Origin of the sequence: Ochrobactrum quorumnocens (assembly GCF_002278035.1) — a bacterium.
GTDB classification, from domain to species: domain Bacteria; phylum Pseudomonadota; class Alphaproteobacteria; order Rhizobiales; family Rhizobiaceae; genus Brucella; species Brucella quorumnocens.
Genome location: NZ_CP022603.1, coordinates 1,297,750 through 1,318,578, shown reverse-complemented (window position 1 = coordinate 1,318,578; position 20,829 = coordinate 1,297,750). Strand labels below are relative to the sequence as shown.

Genomic DNA, 20,829 nt, shown 5'->3' with positions numbered 1-20,829 from the left:
CTGACCTCATGCTTCATGCTTTAAAGGGGTAAATCTTAACCCCGGAAACGACGCGTGTCAGGTTGCCTTGATCGATAAATGGATTGTCGATATTGAGATCGAGTTCCGCAGACCAGCGGGCAGACCAGATTTGCGCCAAAAGCACATAAAGCACAGCATCCCAGCGGCTGTCACCTTGATGATTGGCAGCAGTCAACTGAAGTGCGAGATCACAGCCTTCACCGCCAACGGTTGTGACGGTTGCGAGCGGAAATTGTTGCGCGATTTCGCGGGCGATATCGAGATCATAGCGCTCTGAGTGTTGATCTGAATGGATGAAGACCACGACGCGGGTATCTCCAACGACTGAGGCCTTCGGGCCGTGACGAAAGCCGAGTGTGCTGTCCCAATTGGTCATGACCTGACCTGCGGTTAGCTCGAGCACCTTGAGCGCGCTTTCGCGCGCGACGCCGGTCAATGCGCCGGAACCAAGAAAAATCGCACGTTCAGAATGCGGTGCAGGGGTGGAGTCAAGTTGGGCGATTGCCTTGGCAGCCGCAGCAGAAAGATCGCCAAGTTTTGCCGCCACGTCAGCCGTAGCGTCGATGCAGGCGAGCGCCGACAGAAGCATTGTCGTATAGCTCGAAGTCATGGCAAAGGCGCGATCGTGGGTTGCTTCAGGCAACACAATCACGCGCTGTTCACCCGGACCTTTTGCTGGGCGGACTGCCAATGCGCTTTCACCGTTGCAGGTAATGTTGAGACGATGGACTTTAGGGAAATGCTCATCCAGCAGATCGAGCGTTGCAATGGTTTCCGAGCTGTTGCCGCTGCGGCCAAACTGCACGACAAGGAGTTCTGCGTCATTGATCAGCGTTTCAGACGGATTGGAAACGATATCGGTGGTCGCAATAGCTGCCAGCGAAATTGCGCCAGTCTTTGTCGAGGCAAGGACCTGCCCGATGAAGGCTGACGTACCAGCACCACTGAACACGATACGTTTGATGCCCTTTGCGGCGATCCATTCGCGGATTTCAGCCGATTGCGCGGCAAGCGGCTCGGCCCATGCCTGCCAGATGCCGGGCTGTGCGTGAATTTCCTGCCAGGTGTGGCTCGTTTCCAGCTTAGTCATTAACGCCGTCCTCTTGAGTACTGATGAAACGCACGCCACGTTCGCGGATGCGGTTGGCCATTTCATGGTTTGGCTCAAGATCGGTCACGATTGCTGAAATCCGATCCATTGCGCAAATACGATGCAGCCGTGGTTTGCTGAATTTCGTTTTGTCGGCCAGCACGATGACGCGGCCAGAAGCTTCAATCATCGCGCGGTTCTGATGGGCTTCGTCTTCCAGAAATGTGCTGACGCCGGTTTCCGGGTCAATGCTGTCAGCGCCCATGACGAAGGTGTCGAAGCGCATTTCGGAAAGAGCCGTATCAACCAGTCGTCCGGTCACGGACATGGTTTCACGGCGAATGTTGCCGCCGGTCAGCATCACCTGATGCTGCTTGTGGCTGAGTACGGTCTGCGCCACATCAAGGCTGCGGGTCATGATGACAAGCGGCGCAAGATTGCCAAGATGCGCTGCAAGACGCTCAGTGCTGGAACCATTGTCGAAGAGTACAGCCGTATCACCTTCTAGGAGGTGGACTGCCTTGCGCCCGATTGTATCCTTTGCGTCGAAGTTAACGGCGCGTCGATCAACCGGATTGGATTCAACACCAAGAGGGGTGAGGGCTGGCTTTTGGGCCAGTGATAAAGCAAGATCGATACGAAAATCGGCAAGACCAGTATAACCAAAGCGCTGACAGAAACGGATGAGTGTCGGCTCTGACGTGCCGAGCTGGTTGCACAACTCGCGCGCAGTGGAGCGTATAAAGCCGACCGGATCGCTTTCGATCAACTGACATATGCCGCGTAGCTTCGGAGTAAGCTCCGCCGCCGCTGCCTGCACAGTCTGATAGAGGTCTTCGGTCAGTTGCAACTTAGCCCTTATGTAAAACGGGTTCCCAATTATAGGCGGCATGCTTCAGCGTTTAGTTTTCCTATTCGAAAGTAAATTTTACTTCAACACAAAATTTATGCGCTTAATGTTTATATTAACACAAGTCATATTAGCTTTGCTCAAGTGCGGCGCGCAATTCGGCGACTTTGTTCGCTGCCGTTCGAGTAGCTCCAGGAGCGGCGAAACCGAAATGCAACAGTGTCTGATCGGCGGGTAGCGGCGCGCTACAAGACGCGTGGATTTCGATGATATCTGGTAGGGCCGCAAGGATTGTAGGTAGCGTATCGATATTGACGCCTGAGCCTGGCATGATGACGATCTCGTCCCCGGCTGCTTTGTGCATTGTCGCCAATCTTTCCAGGCCGGACACGGCCTTCTGAGCGCCGCCAGAGGACAGAATTCGGTTGACGCCGAGTTGTTTGGCAATCTCAACAGCTTCCACGACATCAGGTGTCAGATCGATTGAGCGATGCAGTGCTATTTCAAGGCCATCTGCCGCTTTCACCAGTCGTTGGAGCGCGGGTTGGTCGAGCCGGCCATCGGGCAGATTTGCGCCGATCACCACACCGGGGAGGCCAAGGGCCCGTGTTGCTGCAATCTCGGCTTCCATGATCTGCAATTCATCTTCGCTCCAGATGAAGTTCCCCGCGCGCGGGCGTATCATCGCCATGACCGGGATGGGGGCTTTTGCGGAGAGCTGCATGAGACCAATGGACGGTGTCAGTCCGCCAATGGCAAGTGCCGAGCAGAGCTCGATACGATCAGCGCCGCCTTCGATGGCAGCGGCCAAGCCTTCTGCATCATCGACACAGACTTCCAGCAATATTTTGTTCAAGCGCATTCTCACGTTGTCAGTTTCTTTTGTGCTCGACCTTAGGCAGAACCGCTACACCAGCCAAGCCTGCAATCGCACCCCTTTTTCCGCTAAGGCGACGCCACCCTTGCAGCAATTCGGGTGCGATACGCACCAGCCTCGGCCAGTAACAGCAGCGCCGACCGGCGGCGCTCTCTGGCGGTGAAAGAATAGCGACCATTCTTATCGACATTTCGCACAACCAGATTTTGCAGCGGATGATAGCCATCGCTGCGCCGATTGGCCGGCAGTTCTTCAATACCTCACTTGCGATAGGTTTTGCGCACGTTCTTCGGATCGCAATCCAAGTGAGCCATTTTCTTGTCAAAGATCAACAATACTGAAGCGGCATGATATCCCGAGCCTATTATGTTGCTTGAATTACTATGCGGGTTTCAGGAATTGCTGTCCGGGTCGCGATCAGGAAGCCTGCCAGTCCACCCCCTATCTTGCCGAGGAGCAAAGGAAGTATAAGTGTCGGCTGAAAGTTTGCCGAGAATGCCAAATGATCGCCAAACATAAACGCTCCACACACTGCAAAGGATATGACCAGTACCTTGTCGCGCGGTGGCATATCCTTGACTAAGCGAAACATGGCAAGCACGTTCGCGGATGCTGCGAGAAGCCCAGTCGTACCCGCCGAAGACAATCCAAGCCGCGCGCCCATCCACCGCATAGGCCGTTGCAGGAAGTGATTCATGAGATATACCATCGGGAAAGCGCCACACAGCATGATGCCGATATAGCCTGCAACCTCCAAAGCCCTGAACTGGTCCGCTGTGTCAGCGATGATTGGCGCGAAACCCCATCCTCCGAACGCCCAGGTAAAGAATCCGGTAAAGTATTCAACTACCGAGGTGGCCAGTACAAGAGTGATCAACCCGTACATAACGCGACCGAAGACAAGGAAAATCCGTATCATCGCTACCGGAAAGAGCTTCAAGCATCCCGCAAGTGCACCGCAGAATACAACGAGCGGCGCAAGGTTTGTCAGGATGGCTGTGACTGTCAGTGCAAGCTGGTAAGTTGCGTCTCCAGCCGTATTAACATCGGGTCTGACACTGATCTCCATTACGCCTAAAGCAATGCTGGAGATAGCGACCCCTACCGGAACAGAAAGAATACCGCACATGATACCAAGCGCCATGTAAGGGTGGTCTTCCTTTTCTAGCATCGAAAGACCGACGGGAATGGTGAAAATAATCGTTGCACCCGCCATGAAGCCGGTTATCGATGCAATTATCCAGCCCTCATGCGTTTGCGCCAGAGCTTTTGCGAGCTGATAGCCGCCCATATCAACTGCAATGATCGATGTAGCTGCCATCGCAGGATCCGCATTGACCATCTGGAACAGCGGCCCCAAGTAAGCGCTAATGAAGGCAGAAATATACGGAATAGCCGCCATAATGCCTGCGACCGGAATAAAGATGTAACCGATAGAGTGAAGGCCGGCATTAAACTCGCGGCCAAGCGGACTTTCACTATCAATGATCGATGCGACTGCTCCGATCACTGCACACAGCATGATAATATAAATAACATAGGTGCCGATGAGCGCCATTTTTAAGTTCCCTCTGTTTTGGAAGGGTTTCTTTGTCCCTTTCCTGACTAATCAACGAAATAGTTGGCTGAGATGATCGTTGAGGTAATAGCCCTCCGGGTCGAGCTTGCGGCGAAGTTGGCGGAAATCATTGGCGCGGGGATAGATTGAGGTTACATCTTCGCCAGTGAGGAAGTGTAGCTTGCCCCAATGCGGACGCGATCCATAAGAACGCAGGATAGCGTCTACAGCACGCAGATAGTCCCAGTAGTCTTTACCCGGCTCGCCCGAAACTGACACCGTGACGCTGTCCTGTTCGAAGAAGGGGCTCATCCAGGCACCATCCCCTGCGGTGAAACGATATTCGATAGGATAAATCGCATCAGGAAACTCTTCGAGCATCAGCTTGCGAACAGCACGGACGGCATCTTTTCCGTGCGCGATCGGCACCGCATATTCCAACTCATGGAAATTCGGGATGTACTCGATCGGATAAACGTCAGAGCTATAAGCAACCTTTTCAAACTCGCCCGTGAAGGGCGCGCGATCCGTAATGTCCATGATTTTCATTTCGCAGACATCCGTGGTGCGGCCCGACGCAGACGTAGCAGCAGTATCGGGCAGGCAATAGCAGTGGCGACTTTCCTCGTAAGGACACCAAAAGAAACTGAAATGGCGATGCTTTTTCGCTAATTCGTCGTGCATATCCATGGCGCTTTCAAAATCTTCGCGCCAGATACGTTCATAAAGATTGTATTTATCGGTCACCTGAAGCGTCATTTCGGAGATTACACCCAGAACCCCGAGCGAAACCCGACCAGCATGGAGAAGATCTGGCGTTGTTTCGTCCACGACGATGATGTCACCATTCGGCTGGATAAGCTTCATGCCAACGATGGACGAGGCAAGGTTTCCTAAAGTCAGCCCGGTTCCGTGCGTTCCTGTGGTCAGCGCACCGGCAAGCGCCTGACTGTCGATATCGCCTTGGTTGACCATCGACAAGCCTTCGGCTTTGAGAACACCAACCAACTCGTTGATTGTGGTACCAGCCGCCGCAGTGACGCGCCGCATGTCATGATCGATATGGCGCACGCCCTTCATGTTTGAAAGTGTCAGGTGCAGACCGCTTGTCAGCGCAACAGGCGTAAAAGAGTGACCCGATCCTGCCACACGCAAGTTGAGGCCTTTTGCTGTTGCATCACGAACCATGGCGCAAAGCTCGTCCTCGCTCGTCGGTGCTCCCCTCGCTGCGCGGACGCAAGACTGGTTGCCGACCCAGTTGCGCCAATGCGCATGTTCCATACCGAAATCATTGACGTGCATATTGTGTGAAGATGTATTCATTCCACGTTTCCCCTTTTTATTTATTGAAGCGTCCTGTGTTCTTTCTGACGCTGAAAGAACATGCCGACTGATTCACTCCACATAATTTTTTGAGACCGACGCACTAGATTGCTGTGTAACCGTTATCTGCAAAAAGATGCGTTCCATTCACGAAACTTGCATCATCACTGGCGAGAAAAAGTGCTGCCGAGGCTACTTCTGACGGTTTGCACAAACGTCCCTGTGCTGCAGCGATAGCGCTTTCACTAACATCGACACCATATTTTCCGAGTGTCTCAATCTCACGCAATCCGTGGGCGGTGGCGATGAAACCGGGGCATATCGCATTGGAACGAATGCCTCTGTCACGGAATTCAACAGCAATCGCGCGGGCAAACATATGGCAAGCACCTTTGCTAGTGCAGTAGAGCACCTCCATTGGCGTTCCGATAACGGCAGAGATGGACGAAGTGCAGATGATGCTGCCACCACCCGCTGACAACATGCCGGGCAGAACAGCTTTCGTGACGATGAACATGCTCTTCACATTCACCGCCATCACGCGATCCCATTCTTCCTCAGAAGTCTCCAGAAAGGGGACCGCAGCCAGAATGCCCGCATGGTTCATCAGCACCGTGATGGGACCGAATGCGGCTTCGACGGCTTTCACCGCAGAATTGACCTCTTTACTGTCAGAAACATCAGCAGGAGCAAAAATAACCTCATGCCCTGCTTCACGCAGGCGTTCCGCAACAGCACGGCCATCGGTGCCCGGAAGATCGACGATACCGACCTTTGCTCCTTCTGCTGCAAAGAGTTCTGATGCGGCAAGGCCACAGCCTCCCGCGCCGCCCGTGATGAGGGCGACCTTGCCTTTAAGGCGTCCGATCATGTCAATTCTCCAGTAACGAGGCTTGCCCTCGCGGCATATTTTATGTCAGCTTTACGTCTGATCCGGTGTTCCCTTGTCCGGTTATGTTGAACGTGAAAGACTTCAAAAAAAATGGCCATATGCCAAAAGTCATAGGAACTGGACGACGGCCTTGATACAATCAACAGAGGCGAGCTCACTGGCTGAGGCTATTCTCACCTGCGCCACTTCAAATTTTGGGGCCTCACTTGCCCGCTTCGCTGCAACTGCTGCAGACTTCGATATGTCATGCATCTTTGCATTCAGCAGAGATCGTCCGCCTGCTCTCATTCATGATGGATATAGTGAAACGATAGATCGCAAAGCGCTCCAGTCTTATCTTCGGGGTGCGTGTCTTCTGGACCCGTTTTACTCTGCCTGTGTCAACGGACACGCTGAAGGCCTGTGGCGAATGCGCGATCTTGCTCCGGACGCCTTTTACGAATCCGAATTTGCTTGGTCGAGTGAGGTACATCCTTGTATTTCTGACCAGGCCGGAACGCTGATAGAAGAAATTGGCTATATTATTCCACTTGGATTGGAAGAAGCCGCAACATTCTCTCTGATGCGAAACAGAAACAGTTCGCCTTTCACCACAGAGGAATTTCAGAAACTTGAAGCATTGGCGCCGATTGTATCGGCATTTATTCAGCAACATTATAAAGCGATCAATGCGGATCGCGGTGGCGGAAAACATCTCCGGTCTAATGCTGATGCTGTGTTTCTTAAGGCTTTTGGTGATCTGACCCAAGCGCAATACGCTGTAACCAAACTTATTTTGAGTGGTCATAGCAATATTTCCATTGCTAGCATTCTCGGGATTACCGAAGGAACTGTAAAAATGCACAGATATAACATATACAAAAGACTGAATATCTCGAGCCAAGCCGAGTTATTCCAATTATTCATTGAGAAATTAACCGACTGATTAAGTCGGGTGTGTCCAAGAAGTCGCTTAAGGCGAAACCTGGCTTACTGCTAGACGCTACTATGCGGTGAGTTCCGTTATGCAGTGAGTTGCTGCTTGAGCGAGAGCGCTATCGTTTCTGCAAAGATGCCCTGCTTGCTGCTTACGCATCATGTGAAATAGCTTGAGGATGACGGCAAGTTTAATGCCGGCAGCGGCCTCTGACTTGAAGCCGAGCATGGATCGGATGCGCCTTTTGACACGGGCGTTGCGGGTGCCCTATTCCGATAATAGAGCATTAGACTGTATCCCGAAAAGTGCGAAACGATTTTAGTGCTGATGCGCTAGCCGAAGTTGCGCCTGTCTAATGGGTAGCTGTAATGAAGCGGAAATATCAGCCCATAGGGGATGATGGAGATTTCCGTCGCAGGTTCTTGTTCGGGGCCTTTATAGGCCCCGGACCGGCTTTGTTGTCTCGCTTGGCTTTCATTGGACAGGGCAACAATGATCGATCCCCAGACAATGAAGGGAAGCAAGGCTATCGCGATATAAACATAGCTTGTGTAATCCATCCCACCATAATGACCCGGCTGATTTAGCTGAACAAGAAATTCGCTTCTCAAAGGCAGGTCGCTTTTAGCTTTGTTTTCTCAAATCTTCCGATGGCCGCTATTCTGCGGCCACCATGGCAACGCCCTTGTCGATCGTGAAATGGGTTGGACGTAGCGAGACATAGCCATTGCGGATTTCAAGAACATGCGAATAGACGCTTTCGCCATTTTCCAGTGTCGGCAGCTTTTCTTCATGCATGATGCTGATAACAATCGCGTCAGGGCAACGTGTCTTGAGTGCTGTGTGGAAACGCAGCTTGGATGCAGGGTCGAGCGCGCCTGTGGCTTCATCAAGGAAGATGATCGCAGGCTTGTGGAGCAAGATACGCGCCAGCACTAGCTTCTGCTTCTGTCCGCCAGAGAGCACCATGTCCCATGGAGAGCCGTCGGCATCTGGATTGTTCATACGCTCGATAAATTCACCAAGCCCTGCTTCATGAAGAACCGCAGCGATAGACAGATCGTTGAAGTCGCTCGCGTCATCCGGGAGGCAGACAAGCTGCTTGAGCGACACGGACGGGAACTTGGCTTCCTGCGGCGCATAAACCGACTTGGCCTTCTGCGGATAGATGATATCGCCTGTGCCATAAGCCCAAAGCCCGTTGAGCGCTTTGATGAAAGAGGTTTTACCAGAACCCGATTCACCACGCATATAGACCCAGTCGCCACTACGGATATTGATCACACCGGAACGCAGGAAAGGCGCTTCACTTTCAGGCCCCTGCATCAGCGTGAGGTTACGAACAGAAAGACCAAAACGAGGATGCTGCTTGGAGAAGGTGAAGCGGTTGACGCCAGAGCTTGCATAAAACTCGCTCGGTTCCTGAACATTGTCGATAGCTTGCGCCAGGCCCGTAACACGACCGGCGTTGGCCCGCAGATTGGCAATCGCTGGCATGACCTGAATAAACCACGAGCAGTCATTGATCATGGCTGCCACAAGTTCGGCGCCTGTAACATAATTGCGGAAACTGACTGCACCGCTCATATAGGGGACGAGACCCGGAATATAGGCGATGATGCGGTTCGACATGAAGCCATAGGCCTGCGAGAAGGCCAGATACGCAGCATCGAAACGGTTGAGCTTGTTCCAGGTGCCATCAACATCCTTGTAAAGACGCTTGTTGACGGAACGCTGCACGGCTTCGCCTTCTGACGCTGAAATCTGGAAGCTGCGACGCAGAAGTGTCGTCCACTCGCCACGATAGGAGCCTTCAGCTTTCTGCATGCCGAGGTTGAGGCGTTCGAGCTGGCGGCCGATCTTGATCGCGATCAGTGTACCAATCGGCACATAAATAATGATTGCCGCGAAGGCGAGAATGGCACCGCCATAGGAGCCAAGGAATTCCAGTCCGGTGACTTCGGTCGAGATTTCGAGCAGCTTCTGGCCCACGAAAAATGCGGAAAGCACTACGCCGACAACACCCATGACAAGGCCAATGGCCCCGCCCGTCATGCCCTTGATGGATTCTTGCAGGCGCTGGTCGACATTGTCGGGAAGGTTTGCGCCTTTCCCTTGCTGCAGATGAAAATGGGTGTGATTGCTATCAAGCAGGGCGTTGGAAAAGCTGTCATTGAGCCATTTGCGCCACTTGCGATGCAATGTCGTGGACAGGAGGTGGCGAAATCCAACCAGCGTCACATCCTTGGCCAGCATCAGCAGGATCAAGAGGCCGGCATTCATGGCGATTGCCATGAGCGGATTTTGAACTGGTGCGCTTTTAACATTGACGATCGAATTCATCAGCAGGCCGGAAGCTTCAGCCACCCAAACTGTGGTCTTGCTGATAAAGGCCGTGAAGATAAAGATTGCAATCGTTAGGCCCCAGGCTTCCTTCCAGCGCTCGGATACCCAATAGGCGCGCATAAGCCCCCAGAAAGACGTCATCTGAGACACGGCAGAGCTGTTCCTTGGCTGTAAGGACTGCTGATTTATCTGCCGTGTTGTTTCCAATATGCACCTCGTATCGATAGGACCTGCCGTAGCGATTGTAACGCTTTGTAACAGATTGCAACAAACTGTGGTTAACGAAGTGTTAATAGTCAACACAAATGGCGATCACATTTGCGGGCGTGTTTTGAAATACATTGCAAGAAGCTGAAATTATTGCGCTAATGAGAACGACGAATTTGTGTGAAATCCGGGTTTTGCGCTTGGTGTGGCGGACGGGCCACGCTCATTTTGGCGTGCAATCTGACGAATTTGCCGAAGCAGCATTTCACGAAGGAGTACAACTTAGCTGGATTTCGTGAATGGAGGTTGCGCGCTTGTCCGGCCTCTCGCGATATCTGACTGTCATAATCAACTATATTGAATATGTTTGATCCCAATCAAAGAGTTGGAAAGCAAGTCGGGCTAAATCTCCGTTAGCGCGGTTTTTCGGGCACCATCGTGATGCTGCAGAAGCCGGCCTATGGAGATGAGATTAAATGCGTAAGTTTGCAATCCCGTTCGCAGCATTCGGACTATGCTTTGCGATGGCTGCTCCCGCTTTGGCCGAGAATATTGAAGTTCACATGCTCAATAAGGGCGCTGAAGGTGCAATGGTTTTTGAGCCAGCCTATATCAAGGCCAATCCCGGCGACACGATTACCTTCATTCCGGTCGATAAGGGACACAATGTCGAGTCGATCAAGGATATGATCCCTGCAGCTGCAGAAAAGTTCAAAAGCAAAATCAACGAAAACTACGTCCTGTCCGTCACTGAGCCAGGTGCATATTTCGTCAAATGCACGCCGCATTACGCCATGGGCATGGTTGCCCTGATCGTTGTTGGCGACAATCCGGCCAATCTCGAAGAGATCGTTGCTGCCAAGAAGCCAAAGCCCGTTCAGGCGCGCTTGGAAAAGGCAATCGCCAGCGCGAAATGATGGGTTTCAAATATGTAGCCATGCTGCATAACGCTTTACCCCCAGAGCGCAGATAAATTGCGCTTTGGCTGCGGTTTCATGATGAGGATGCCATGACAACACAGGCAGGCCTACGGGCCACTCCCGCAGCAATGCCCTCCGAGCGCCGTGGCGCGATAGCTCGCGGTTTTAAAAAGACTGGCCCGGCAATCTTTAGTTATGGATTTCGCCCATTCTTTCTGGGCGGTGCCATATGGGCCGTTCTGGCCATGCTGCTCTGGATACTCTCCCTCACATTCGGCCTGTCGGTTGGTGGCGCTTATGGCGCGCTCAACTGGCACGCCCATGAGATGGTGTTTGGATTTTCATCAGCAATTCTCGCTGGATTTCTTCTAACCGCCGTCCCGAACTGGACTGGTGGTCTGCCCATTTCAGGAACGCCGCTTGTCATGCTGTTCGGTGTATGGTTGGCCGGGCGACTGGCCTTTCTGGTTCCTGATCTGATTAATCTCTATGTCGCAATCGGCATCGAAAGTCTCTTTCTGCCTTTGCTTCTGTTTATCGCCTCACGCGAAATAATTGCTGGTCATCAGTGGAAGAACCTCAAGGTCCTGATTGGCGTCTCCATCGTCATGCTCGCCAACTTTTGTTTCCATTATCTGGCGATCACCAACGGCGATATTGCCGCTGCCAATCGCGCCGGGGTCAGTGCCTATGTTTTATTGGTGATGCTGATCGGTGGACGGATTATACCGAGTTTCACACGCAATTGGCTTAATCGTATGGGTGCAACGCGCTTTCCTGTTCCGTTCAATCGCTATGATGGCCTTACCATTCTTGTCGGTGCTATCGCATGCGTGAGTTGGATCGCTGCACCTGCACATTCATTGACGGCCATCATCGCAATCATTGCGGCGGTCCTACATCTCGTGCGGCTTTATCGTTGGCGCGGATGGAGCGTGGCAAAAGACAGGCTCGTGTTCATCCTGCACATTGCCTATCTTTTCGTGCCTGCGGGTTTTGTCGCCATAGCGCTGGCAGCACTCGAACAACTCAATCCATTTTCAGCACTGCATGTCATGACAGTTGGGGTCATTGGCTGCATGATGCTGGCAGTCATGACCCGCGCAACCCGTGGCCATACGGGTCGTGAACTGGTGGCTTCACTCACAACCCAGATCGCCTATCTCTGTCTGATCTTGTCAGCTCTGATCCGCCCCTTTGCGGAAATGTTGCCGAATTTCTTCCACACGTTCCTCGCGGCATCAGCACTCTCATGGATGCTGGCTTTCGGGCTGTATGTTCTCGAATATACACCCATGTTGATGACGAAACGTCGCCCGCGCGCCGAATAGAGTATTTGAGCTACAGCATTGCAACGTTCGTTCTTCGCTGGAACTGCTGTAAGGTTCACCGAATGGGCCTCTAAACGGCCCATTCCACATCGGTTGTGAAGGCAATAGTCAGCCAGCGGTTGGGACCTTCGCCACCAAGCGCATCGCCGATCTCATCGCGCAAGGCGTCCCATTCTTCGAGTTTTTTGGCAGGCTGATCTGTTGGCACGATAAAATAAAGCTCAATCTGTTTGCCGCGTCCGACCTTGGCGACATAAGCGCGATAGGATTTGAAACCATAACGCTCCACGACTTGTTTTGCGACTTGATCCACATGTTGTTTGAGATCGATGGGCGTCACCAGCAACATATCGGAAAGTGCCTGTTTGATGGTCCCGAGCGGCATGGGAATGATGACGATACAGACCAGCGCAAGCACTGCAGGATCGATATAGGGCGTTAACCAATCAAGCTCGGTTCCCTGAATCACATAGCCCACCGAAAAAGCGATGAGGAGTGCTGCTGTAATACCGCCAGACATGATCCACGCCTTGGCATCAAGCGCGATAAAATCGGATCTGAGCTTGCGGTTGGCACGCGTTTCGAGCCAGGCCATGCCGAGACACGCGATAAGAGCGACGACCGCATAAAAGATCGCATAGCTGAATTCGAGATCACGCCCGCCATCCATCAGACTGCCGATGGCATTGATGAGCGCATAGATTGCAACACCGGTCAGCATAATACCGTTGAGGCCTAACACCATCGGTTCAAGATGCCAGAAGCCCATGGTGAAACGATCACGGAGCTTTCCGCGCGGCGGTTCCGCCAAAGCTGATAATGCAATAAGCCGAGCAACAACAAGTGCAAGCCCGCTCATTGCAGCGTCAGCCAGCATGTAAACACCGTCAAAGACAATAGAAAATGAACCAGACAAAAGGCCAAATACAACGCCAAAGCCTGCAACAAAAATAGTAACCGCTATGGATATTTGAAGAATAGATTGTTCACTACGCAATTTTTACTCCGAATTGACGCGCAGCACGCGACAATTGACGTGGGGAGGAGAAATGCGATTGTCGGACTGCGGCTGAAATCTATAGTAATATTCAGGTAGAGGCAAATCTGCCTCGGTTTAAATTATTGCGAGCAAAGGCCTCCCGGTAAATTTGGGGGAGGCCTTCGACAGAATTACTGCGATTGCTGGTCCTTGACGAAGGTGCGATCGGTTTCGCCCTTGAAGAAGTCTCGGCCATAAATGAGCAGGCAGAGAACAACGCCGGTGGCAAAGGCCCAGCCTGCACCGCGCGTTGCAAGAACGGCACCTGTAACGCCTGCGATACCGAGATCGCGTTGCGAGCGAGCTTCCATCACGCCGATGCGCACCGAGACGTAGCCTTGGATGAGCAAAGTCAGGGTCAGCGCAACACCGAGAATTGGCTGCACCAATGTAACAATTGGCATCAGGAACAGACCGGTATTGGTGCCCCAGCGGAAAGACCCTGCACCACCGAAGATGGAATGCATGGATTTTTTGCCCTTGGAGAAGCGCTCGCAGATAACGACCTGCATGGCTGCCCAGACCGGGCCACACATGGTGACATCGGGACCAAGCACCGACATGCCGGTGTTGCGCATACCGAAAACAAGATGTGCGCGGTCGGCATTGTAATCGATCTTTTCATCAGGACGCTGAAGCTGCGCTTCACCTAAAATCGACTTGGTTTTCAGCACGTCGCCGAAGAGAACGATGTAAGTCGCGAGAACTGTTGGCAGGGCCGTTAGGAACATCGAAAGCGGCGGCAGGCCAAGTCCGAAGATCGTGTATTCACGCCAGAGCGTGCTGAAATCAGGAGACGAAATCGTCCACTGGAATTCGGGCCATTTGGCTTCACCAAACAGGGGGGCGACGACGACAGCGAGCAGAATGCATGGCAAAACGCCCAGTTTCCCGATCAGGCCGAAAATGCCGCCATTGCGCGAAAGGCGAGCGAACTGCGGAGAGAACATCAGATAGAAGCAAAGGCCGATGGAAATCGCGATCGTGAACGGGAAGATGTCGAAATTGCCGCCGACCTTGAACACGGAAATGACAGCAGCAAAGCCGGCACCGATGATAATGCCGGATTTGATGGCCTGTGGAATTGCCGTGATGACGCGATTGGCTATGCCCGTCGCGCCGATCAATATCGATAGCAGCCCCAAGGTCATCTGGAAGGAGACAAGGGCATGCACACGCTCCGGTCCTTCAGGGAAGGTGGCGCAATAAGCCATGATCAGCGGAACGGCAGGCGTAATCCAGCCCGGAACAACCGGATCACCAAGCAGGTGATGTGTGAGGTAGAAAATGCCGTTAAGAACCACCACGGCAAGGGCAACTTCAAAAGGCATGCCCAGCAGTTCAGCCATCAGCGGGATGGCTGAAAGATCGACAGCACACATCAGAAGGCCCTGACAATAATCAGGCCACTCGAATTTATAATGAACGAAGGGCAGACGGATTTTGAACGGTCCGGCAGGCCAATATGGCTGCTCCTGACCGTCGATGCGTTCAGTGCTCACGATTTTACTCCGAAAGGACGAAACAGAGCTTTGGAAGAGCGGCTAATCAAGCCTGCTCTTCCTGGATGTGCTCTTGAAAATGATTGTTGGCTCAGAATGCTTCGCGATAAAGTGCCAGGGCATCCGCTTCGGTAACATCGACTGGATTGTTACCCAGCAGACGTGTCTGAAGCATCGCATCGCGCGCTAACATTTCGAGGCTTTCTTCTGTCACATCAACATCGCGCAGACGACGCGGTGCACCAGAGCGGTTCATCAGGTCTTCCATGTAATCCACGAAAGCAGCCGAACGCTCTTCTGTCGTGCCTTCCGACTTGCCGAGCAACAGGTCTGCCAGTTCTGCATAGAGATTTGCAGCGCCTGCCATGTTGAAGCGAAGGACGGGGCCGAGCATCAGCGCATTGGAGAGGCCGTGCGGCACGTGGTAATGGCCACCCAGCGGGTAAGCCAGTGCATGAACCGCACCAACCGGCGAGTTGGAGAAAGCCTGACCGGCATAGTTTGCACCAAGCAGCATGGCTTCGCGGGCAGGACGATCTTTGCCATTTTCGCAAGCTGCAACCAGATTGGCGGACAGCAACTTCAGCGCTTCACGCGCAAAGGCATCAGACAGCGGGTTTTTCTTGATACGGCTGGTATAGGCTTCAATGGCGTGAACCATGGCATCGATGCCGGTTGCCGCCGTGTGAAGGGCGGGCAGGCCGCAAGTCAGTTCTGCATCCAGAATGACAAAATCTGCATAAAGCTGACGCGAGACGACACCCATCTTGGTGGTTTCGCCGGTAGTCAGGATCGTGATGTTGGTCACTTCCGAGCCGGTGCCTGCCGTGGTTGGGATCTGAATCAGCGGCAAGCGGCTGCCCTGAACTTTGCCAATACCATAAAGCTCGGACAATTCCTGCTCGGATACAACAAGCACTGCAGCGAGCTTGGCAATGTCCATCGAAGAACCACCACCCAAACCCAAAACAATATCGCACCCAGCGGCTTTGGCCTGGTCGACACAGGCAAACAGAACCGATTCCGGCGGATCTGCCACAACGTCATCAAAGATGCTGATGCCAAAGCCCGCATTTTCCAGCGATGCGAGTGCTTCGTTCAGCACGCCAGCCTTGTGCAGTCCCTTGTCGGTAACAATCAGGATTTTGCGTTCAGAAAACCGTTCGCTCAGAATTTCGCCGAGACGCTTTGCAGCCCCCCACTCAACGAGCATCGAGCCGACCGTGTCGAACGAAAATGGCTTGATCCCTTCAGTCATATTTCCACCCTTATCCAAATTCCCCAGAGCTGAGGTCTCTCATTCCTCGCCGGCACACTGGCGCTGGGTTGATGAGCGGACTGGCTTTCGCACAAGGGAAAGCCAGTCCGACAGTTTCCCGGCGCAGCCGATGCACCGGTCGTTTGAAGAGATGCTTGGGAGGACCTCTTCTTAATTGTTCGATATATTGAACAATGTTCAGGATTATTTAGATCGATACAGGAAAGGACGCCTGACTGTCAATTTATCCCTTCGACCAATGAGGGTAATAACGCTCACGTGAACACATAACTGCTTGCAACAGGCTCTTCTCGGAACGCTGGACGTTACAAGACGGCAACTGTAACTTGGCGTCGTATTTTCATTCAATCGAGCTGGGGCTTGTCATGGAAGTAACAATCATAACAGGAGCATCTGACGGGATTGGAGCTGAGGCTGCGCGTCAGACCGCTATACGCGATGGCAGCAAGGCGGCACTGGTTCTGGCGGCGCGTAATGTCGATAAGTTGCAAGCGCTTGCTGGGGAACTTGATCAGTCGGGCTGCAGGGTTCTGGTGGTGCCGACTGACGTGACTGATCGCAAGGACTGCATTGCTCTGATAGAAAAGACCGCTGCCGTTTTCGGGCAAATTGATACGCTGATCGTCAATGCGGGCATGTCAGCTCACGCCAATTTTGCCGAGATCAAACCGGAAGACTTGCAGTGGATGCATGATCTGATGGAGCTCAATTACTGGGGCAGCATCTGGCCTATCCATGCAGCACTGCCATATCTAGCTAAAACCAAAGGACGCATCGTTGCTGTCTCCTCAGTTGCGGGGCTGATTGGGGTCCCTGGACGCTCAGCCTATAGCGGCACCAAGTTTGCACTTTCCGGGTTTTGTGAGGCGCTGCGATCGGAATTGGAACCGAGCGGCATATCGGTGACAATAATTTATCCCGGTGTGGTGAAAACCGACATCCGCAAGGTTGGTTATGGGGCAAGTGGCTCTGCTCTGGGTGTGAGCGGTGTTCGCGAAGACAATATGATGTCCGTCCAGCAGGCGGTCGAGTTGATGCTCGAGGGAATCAGTCGCCGCAAACGCGAGGTGTTGATGACGCGGCAGATGCGATTTGGTCGGTGGCTGAAGCTGATTGCACCACATCTTGTGGATCGGATGGCGTTGAAGGCTATAAAACCCGAGTTCCGGCCCAAGCCTATCAAACCGAGTGAGTGAAGCCTGATAGATATCCCTGCTATTCACAGGTGCCCCTCATTAAAGCCCATATTTAATTTTTTTGAACCGTCTATCCATTGACGACTTTTTAACTTCGGATACTATATCTTGTGTTCAAGGTTCTTGCGATTCGTGAGAATCAAAAAGCGAAGATGGGAATACGGTGCGTTGCATTCATGATGGATGTGGTTATGCCGTAGCTGCCCCCGCAACTGTAAGCGATGAGCTTTACGTCCATATGCCACTGGTTAAAACCGGGAAGGCGGACCAAAGCGGTGAGTCGTGAGCCAGGAGACCTGCCTTGAACGTGAACGTCCACGGGCGGGGTGTCCGGTTGGTGCGTAATAGAATGTGGCAGCGTTTTGCCATGTCTGTTGCTGCCCCCGAATATCCCCTCCAAAGCTTCGGGGTGACAAGCATGTCGAGTAATTTGAGACCAAACAGTTCCGGTCCGCCCTTTACGGGCTAGTACTTTTGGTTTGCCACTCGGGCGAGCCGCATTTCTCCAGTTTCCGAGTCTTTCTGCACGCATTCGATAATGCGTGAGCGTTATTTTGCGTCTTCATCCCAGTAAGTCGCAACCGATACAACCGATCCCCAGTGAGGAAAAAATGAACGTCACCGTCTATAGCAAGCCCGCCTGCGTCCAGTGCACCGCCACCACTCGCGCACTCGACCGTCAGGGCATTGAATATGATGTCATCGACATTTCCGCCAATGCCGATGCGTACGATCTCGTTCAGGGTCTCGGCTACCGTCAGGTGCCGGTTGTTGTTGTGGGTGAAACCCATTGGGCTGGTTTCCGTCCGGATATGATCAGCTCGCTCGCATAAAGCCCAATCGCTGTCGGGATTTCGCAATGGGCCAGATCGTATATTTTTCCAGTCGTTCAGAGAACACGCATCGTTTTGTGATGCGTCTGGGAATGCGCTCAAAACGCATTCCGCTGGAAAGCTATGAAGACGATGCTGGCTTGTTACGGGTGAATGAGCCGTTTGTGCTCGTAACCCCCACCTATGGCGGCGGCGGTGCGAAAGGCGCTGTTCCCAAGCCGGTCATTCGGTTTCTCAATGATGCCGATAACCGATCCCTCATTCGCGGTGTCATCGCCGCAGGAAACAGCAATTTCGGTGAAGCCTTCGGCCTCGCCGGTAAGATCATTTCTACCAAGTGTCAGGTTCCCTACCTCTATCGTTTCGAGCTTTTGGGAACTGACGAAGACCTTGGCAATGTTAGAGACGGGATGGAACGATTTTGGACACGGCAGACACAACCTTGACCCGTGAGCGCGAGACGGTCGCCTCATCGGAAAAGCAGGAGCCATCGGCGTCGGCAGCAAGCAAGGCAGCAAAGCTGCCTGAAACCGGGCTCGATTATCACGCGCTCAATGCGATGCTGAACCTTTATGACGATGAAGGCAAAATCCAGCTTGAACGCGACCGTCAGGCCGCGCAGCAGTATTTCCTTCAGCACGTCAACCAGAACACGGTGTTCTTTCACAATCTGCGTGAAAAACTCGATTATCTGGTCACCGAAGGCTATTACGAGCGCGAAGTGCTGGACCAGTATTCCTTCAATTTCGTGCGCGATCTCTTCGATCATGCCTATGACAAGAAGTTCCGCTTTCCGACTTTCCTTGGCGCGTTCAAATATTACACCAGCTACACGCTGAAGACCTTTGATGGTCAGCGCTATCTTGAGCGCTATGAAGACCGTGTCTGCATGGTTGCGCTTGCGCTTGCGCGCGGCAATGAACAACATGCGCGTGAAATGGTCGATGAAATCATTGCGGGCCGTTATCAGCCAGCGACGCCGACCTTTCTCAATGCAGGTAAAAAGCAGCGTGGCGAACTCGTCTCGTGCTTCCTTCTGCGTGTTGAAGATAACATGGAATCGATTGGCCGCTCGATCAACTCCGCCTTGCAGCTTTCAAAGCGCGGCGGCGGCGTGGCGCTGAGCCTTACCAATATCCGTGAAGCCGGTGCACCAATCAAGCAGATCCAGAACCAGTCGTCGGGCATCATCCCTGTAATGAAGCTGCTGGAAGACAGTTTCTCTTATGCAAACCAGCTTGGTGCACGTCAGGGTGCAGGCGCCGTTTATCTGAACGCGCATCACCCCGACATCATGCGCTTCCTCGACACCAAGCGCGAAAATGCGGATGAGAAAATCCGCATCAAGACGCTGTCGCTTGGCGTGGTAATCCCGGATATCACCTTTGAACTCGCCAAGAACGATGAGGATATGTATCTCTTCTCGCCGTATGACGTTGAACGCGTCTATGGCGTGCCGATGACGGAAATCTCCGTCACCGAAAAATATCGCGAAATGGTCAATGATGGCCGTATTCGCAAGAAGAAGATCAATGCACGTGACTTCTTCCAAGTTCTGGCGGAAATTCAGTTCGAGTCCGGCTATCCTTACATCATGTTCGAAGACACGGTGAACCGCGCCAACCCGATCGATGGCCGTATCACCATGAGCAATCTTTGCTCGGAAATTCTTCAGGTCAGTGAAGCCAGCGTCTTTAATGATGATCTGTCTTATGAATATCTGGGTAAGGATATTTCCTGCAATCTCGGCTCGCTCAATATCGCAGCAGCCATGGATAGCCCCGATTTTGGCAAGACGATTGAAACATCGATCCGCGCGCTGACGGCTGTTGCCGACATGAGCCACATCGGATCAGTTCCATCTATTGCACGCGGCAATGACGAGAGCCATGCCATTGGCCTTGGTCAGATGAACCTGCACGGCTATCTCGCTCGGGAGCGTATTTATTACGGTTCGGATGAAGGCGTCGATTTCACCAATATCTACTTTTATACGGTGGCTTATCACGCTATCCGAGCTTCTAACCGCCTTGCCATCGAACAGGGCAGCTCGTTCAAGGGCTTTGAGAAGTCAAAATACGCCTCTGGCGAATATTTCGACAAATATACCGATCAGGTCTGGGAGCCTGCGACCGACAAGGTGCGCCAACTCTTTGAAGATGCAGGTATTGCCATCCCGACGCAGGAAGATTGGCAGGAACTGAAGAAGGCCGTCATGGAAGGCGGACTTTATAACCAGAACCTGCAAGCCGTACCGCCGACAGGCTCGATCTCCTACATCAATCATTCGACCTCTTCGATCCATCCGATCGTTTCCAAGATCGAAATTCGTAAGGAAGGCAAGATTGGCCGCGTTTACTACCCGGCTGCTTTCATGACGAATGATAATCTGGAATATTATCAGGACGCATACGAGATCGGACCGGAAAAGATCATCGATACCTATGCTGCGGCTACCCAGCACGTCGATCAGGGCTTGTCGCTGACGCTGTTCTTCCGTGATACCGCCACCACGCGCGATATCAACAAGGCACAGATCTATGCCTGGAAGAAGGGCATCAAGACCATTTATTACATCCGCTTGCGCCAGATGGCGCTAGAAGGGACGCAGGTTGAAGGCTGCGTATCCTGCGCCCTATGACCAAGGTG

General features: G+C 52.8%; 17 protein-coding genes, 1 pseudogene and 1 riboswitch. Of the genes and pseudogenes, 7 read left to right on the top strand and 11 right to left on the bottom strand.

Going from position 1 to position 20,829, the window contains the following annotated elements; genetic code table 11:
- Nucleotides 1-13 precede the first annotated feature (13 nt).
- The 6 genes from CES85_RS06215 to CES85_RS06185 all read right to left on the bottom strand — a co-directional run bounded on the left by CES85_RS06215 (nt 14) and on the right by CES85_RS06185 (nt 6,590).
- A complete protein-coding gene (locus CES85_RS06215) occupies nt 14-1,111 on the bottom strand; it encodes an SIS domain-containing protein (protein ID WP_095445082.1) in 1,098 nt (365 codons plus the stop codon).
- Nucleotides 1,104-1,961: a DeoR/GlpR family DNA-binding transcription regulator gene (locus CES85_RS06210; protein ID WP_095445081.1), complete on the bottom strand. Its 858-nt coding sequence runs from the start codon at nt 1,959-1,961 to the stop codon at nt 1,104-1,106. Before CES85_RS06210 ends, CES85_RS06215 begins: the two co-directional genes overlap by 8 nt.
- Nucleotides 1,962-2,091: 130 nt before the next feature.
- Complete coding sequence (locus CES85_RS06205; protein ID WP_208636262.1) at nt 2,092-2,817, bottom strand: copper homeostasis protein CutC; 726 nt, start codon at nt 2,815-2,817, stop codon at nt 2,092-2,094.
- Nucleotides 2,818-3,202: 385 nt separating this feature from the next.
- The gene (eutH, locus tag CES85_RS06195; protein WP_095445080.1) at nt 3,203-4,396 is read right to left on the bottom strand and encodes an ethanolamine utilization protein EutH; all 1,194 of its coding nucleotides are present in this window, start codon (nt 4,394-4,396) and stop codon (nt 3,203-3,205) included.
- Nucleotides 4,397-4,447: 51 nt separating this feature from the next.
- A complete protein-coding gene (locus tag CES85_RS06190) occupies nt 4,448-5,719 on the bottom strand; it encodes a D-arabinono-1,4-lactone oxidase (RefSeq protein WP_095445079.1) in 1,272 nt (423 codons plus the stop codon).
- 103 nt (nt 5,720-5,822) lie between these two features.
- On the bottom strand, nt 5,823-6,590 hold the full coding sequence (locus CES85_RS06185) for an SDR family NAD(P)-dependent oxidoreductase (RefSeq protein ID WP_095445078.1): 768 nt from the start codon (nt 6,588-6,590) through the stop codon (nt 5,823-5,825).
- 73 nt (nt 6,591-6,663) lie between these two features.
- Here CES85_RS06185 and CES85_RS06180 point away from each other — a divergent pair, with 73 nt between their 5' ends.
- Complete coding sequence (locus CES85_RS06180) at nt 6,664-7,536, top strand: helix-turn-helix domain-containing protein (protein ID WP_244923165.1); 873 nt, start codon at nt 6,664-6,666, stop codon at nt 7,534-7,536.
- Nucleotides 7,537-7,613: 77 nt separating this feature from the next.
- On the opposite strand, the pseudogene CES85_RS27730 reads toward CES85_RS06180, so the two are convergent.
- Nucleotides 7,614-7,779 (bottom strand): annotated as a pseudogene (locus tag CES85_RS27730) (IS6 family transposase); the annotation flags it as partial.
- 405 nt (nt 7,780-8,184) lie between these two features.
- Complete coding sequence (locus tag CES85_RS06170) at nt 8,185-10,023, bottom strand: ABC transporter ATP-binding protein/permease (RefSeq protein ID WP_095445077.1); 1,839 nt, start codon at nt 10,021-10,023, stop codon at nt 8,185-8,187.
- 533 nt (nt 10,024-10,556) lie between these two features.
- On the opposite strand from CES85_RS06170, the gene CES85_RS06165 reads away from it, so the two are divergent.
- Nucleotides 10,557-10,997, top strand: coding sequence for a pseudoazurin (locus CES85_RS06165; RefSeq protein WP_095445076.1), 441 nt, complete (start codon nt 10,557-10,559; stop codon nt 10,995-10,997).
- A gap of 92 nt (nt 10,998-11,089) precedes the next feature.
- Nucleotides 11,090-12,331 carry an NnrS family protein gene (locus CES85_RS06160; protein ID WP_095445075.1) on the top strand — a complete coding sequence of 414 codons (1,242 nt, stop codon included), beginning with the start codon at nt 11,090-11,092 and terminating at the stop codon, nt 12,329-12,331.
- Nucleotides 12,332-12,401: 70 nt separating this feature from the next.
- Here CES85_RS06160 and CES85_RS06155 read toward each other — a convergent pair whose 3' ends face one another.
- The 3 genes from CES85_RS06155 to CES85_RS06145 all read right to left on the bottom strand — a co-directional run bounded on the left by CES85_RS06155 (nt 12,402) and on the right by CES85_RS06145 (nt 16,130).
- A complete protein-coding gene (locus CES85_RS06155) occupies nt 12,402-13,328 on the bottom strand; it encodes a cation diffusion facilitator family transporter (protein ID WP_095445074.1) in 927 nt (308 codons plus the stop codon).
- 173 nt (nt 13,329-13,501) lie between these two features.
- The gene (locus CES85_RS06150; protein WP_095445073.1) at nt 13,502-14,872 is read right to left on the bottom strand and encodes a hypothetical protein; all 1,371 of its coding nucleotides are present in this window, start codon (nt 14,870-14,872) and stop codon (nt 13,502-13,504) included.
- A 91-nt stretch (nt 14,873-14,963) separates the two neighbouring features.
- Nucleotides 14,964-16,130, bottom strand: coding sequence for an iron-containing alcohol dehydrogenase (locus CES85_RS06145; RefSeq protein WP_095445072.1), 1,167 nt, complete (start codon nt 16,128-16,130; stop codon nt 14,964-14,966).
- A gap of 386 nt (nt 16,131-16,516) precedes the next feature.
- Between CES85_RS06145 and CES85_RS06140 the strand changes: the two genes are divergently transcribed.
- The 4 genes from CES85_RS06140 (at nt 16,517) to nrdE (ending at nt 20,821) form a co-directional block, all read left to right on the top strand.
- A complete protein-coding gene (locus CES85_RS06140) occupies nt 16,517-17,347 on the top strand; it encodes an SDR family oxidoreductase (protein WP_095445731.1) in 831 nt (276 codons plus the stop codon).
- A 100-nt stretch (nt 17,348-17,447) separates the two neighbouring features.
- Nucleotides 17,448-17,665, top strand: a riboswitch (cobalamin riboswitch).
- Nucleotides 17,666-17,958: 293 nt separating this feature from the next.
- Nucleotides 17,959-18,180: a glutaredoxin-like protein NrdH gene (nrdH, locus tag CES85_RS06135; RefSeq protein ID WP_095445071.1), complete on the top strand. Its 222-nt coding sequence runs from the start codon at nt 17,959-17,961 to the stop codon at nt 18,178-18,180.
- A 26-nt stretch (nt 18,181-18,206) separates the two neighbouring features.
- Nucleotides 18,207-18,626, top strand: a complete 420-nt coding sequence (nrdI, locus tag CES85_RS06130) for a class Ib ribonucleoside-diphosphate reductase assembly flavoprotein NrdI (RefSeq protein ID WP_095445070.1) — start codon at nt 18,207-18,209, stop codon at nt 18,624-18,626.
- Nucleotides 18,602-20,821 carry a class 1b ribonucleoside-diphosphate reductase subunit alpha gene (gene nrdE / locus CES85_RS06125; protein ID WP_208636261.1) on the top strand — a complete coding sequence of 740 codons (2,220 nt, stop codon included), beginning with the start codon at nt 18,602-18,604 and terminating at the stop codon, nt 20,819-20,821. The genes nrdI and nrdE overlap by 25 nt, the downstream gene beginning before the upstream one ends.
- Nucleotides 20,822-20,829: the final 8 nt, after the last annotated feature.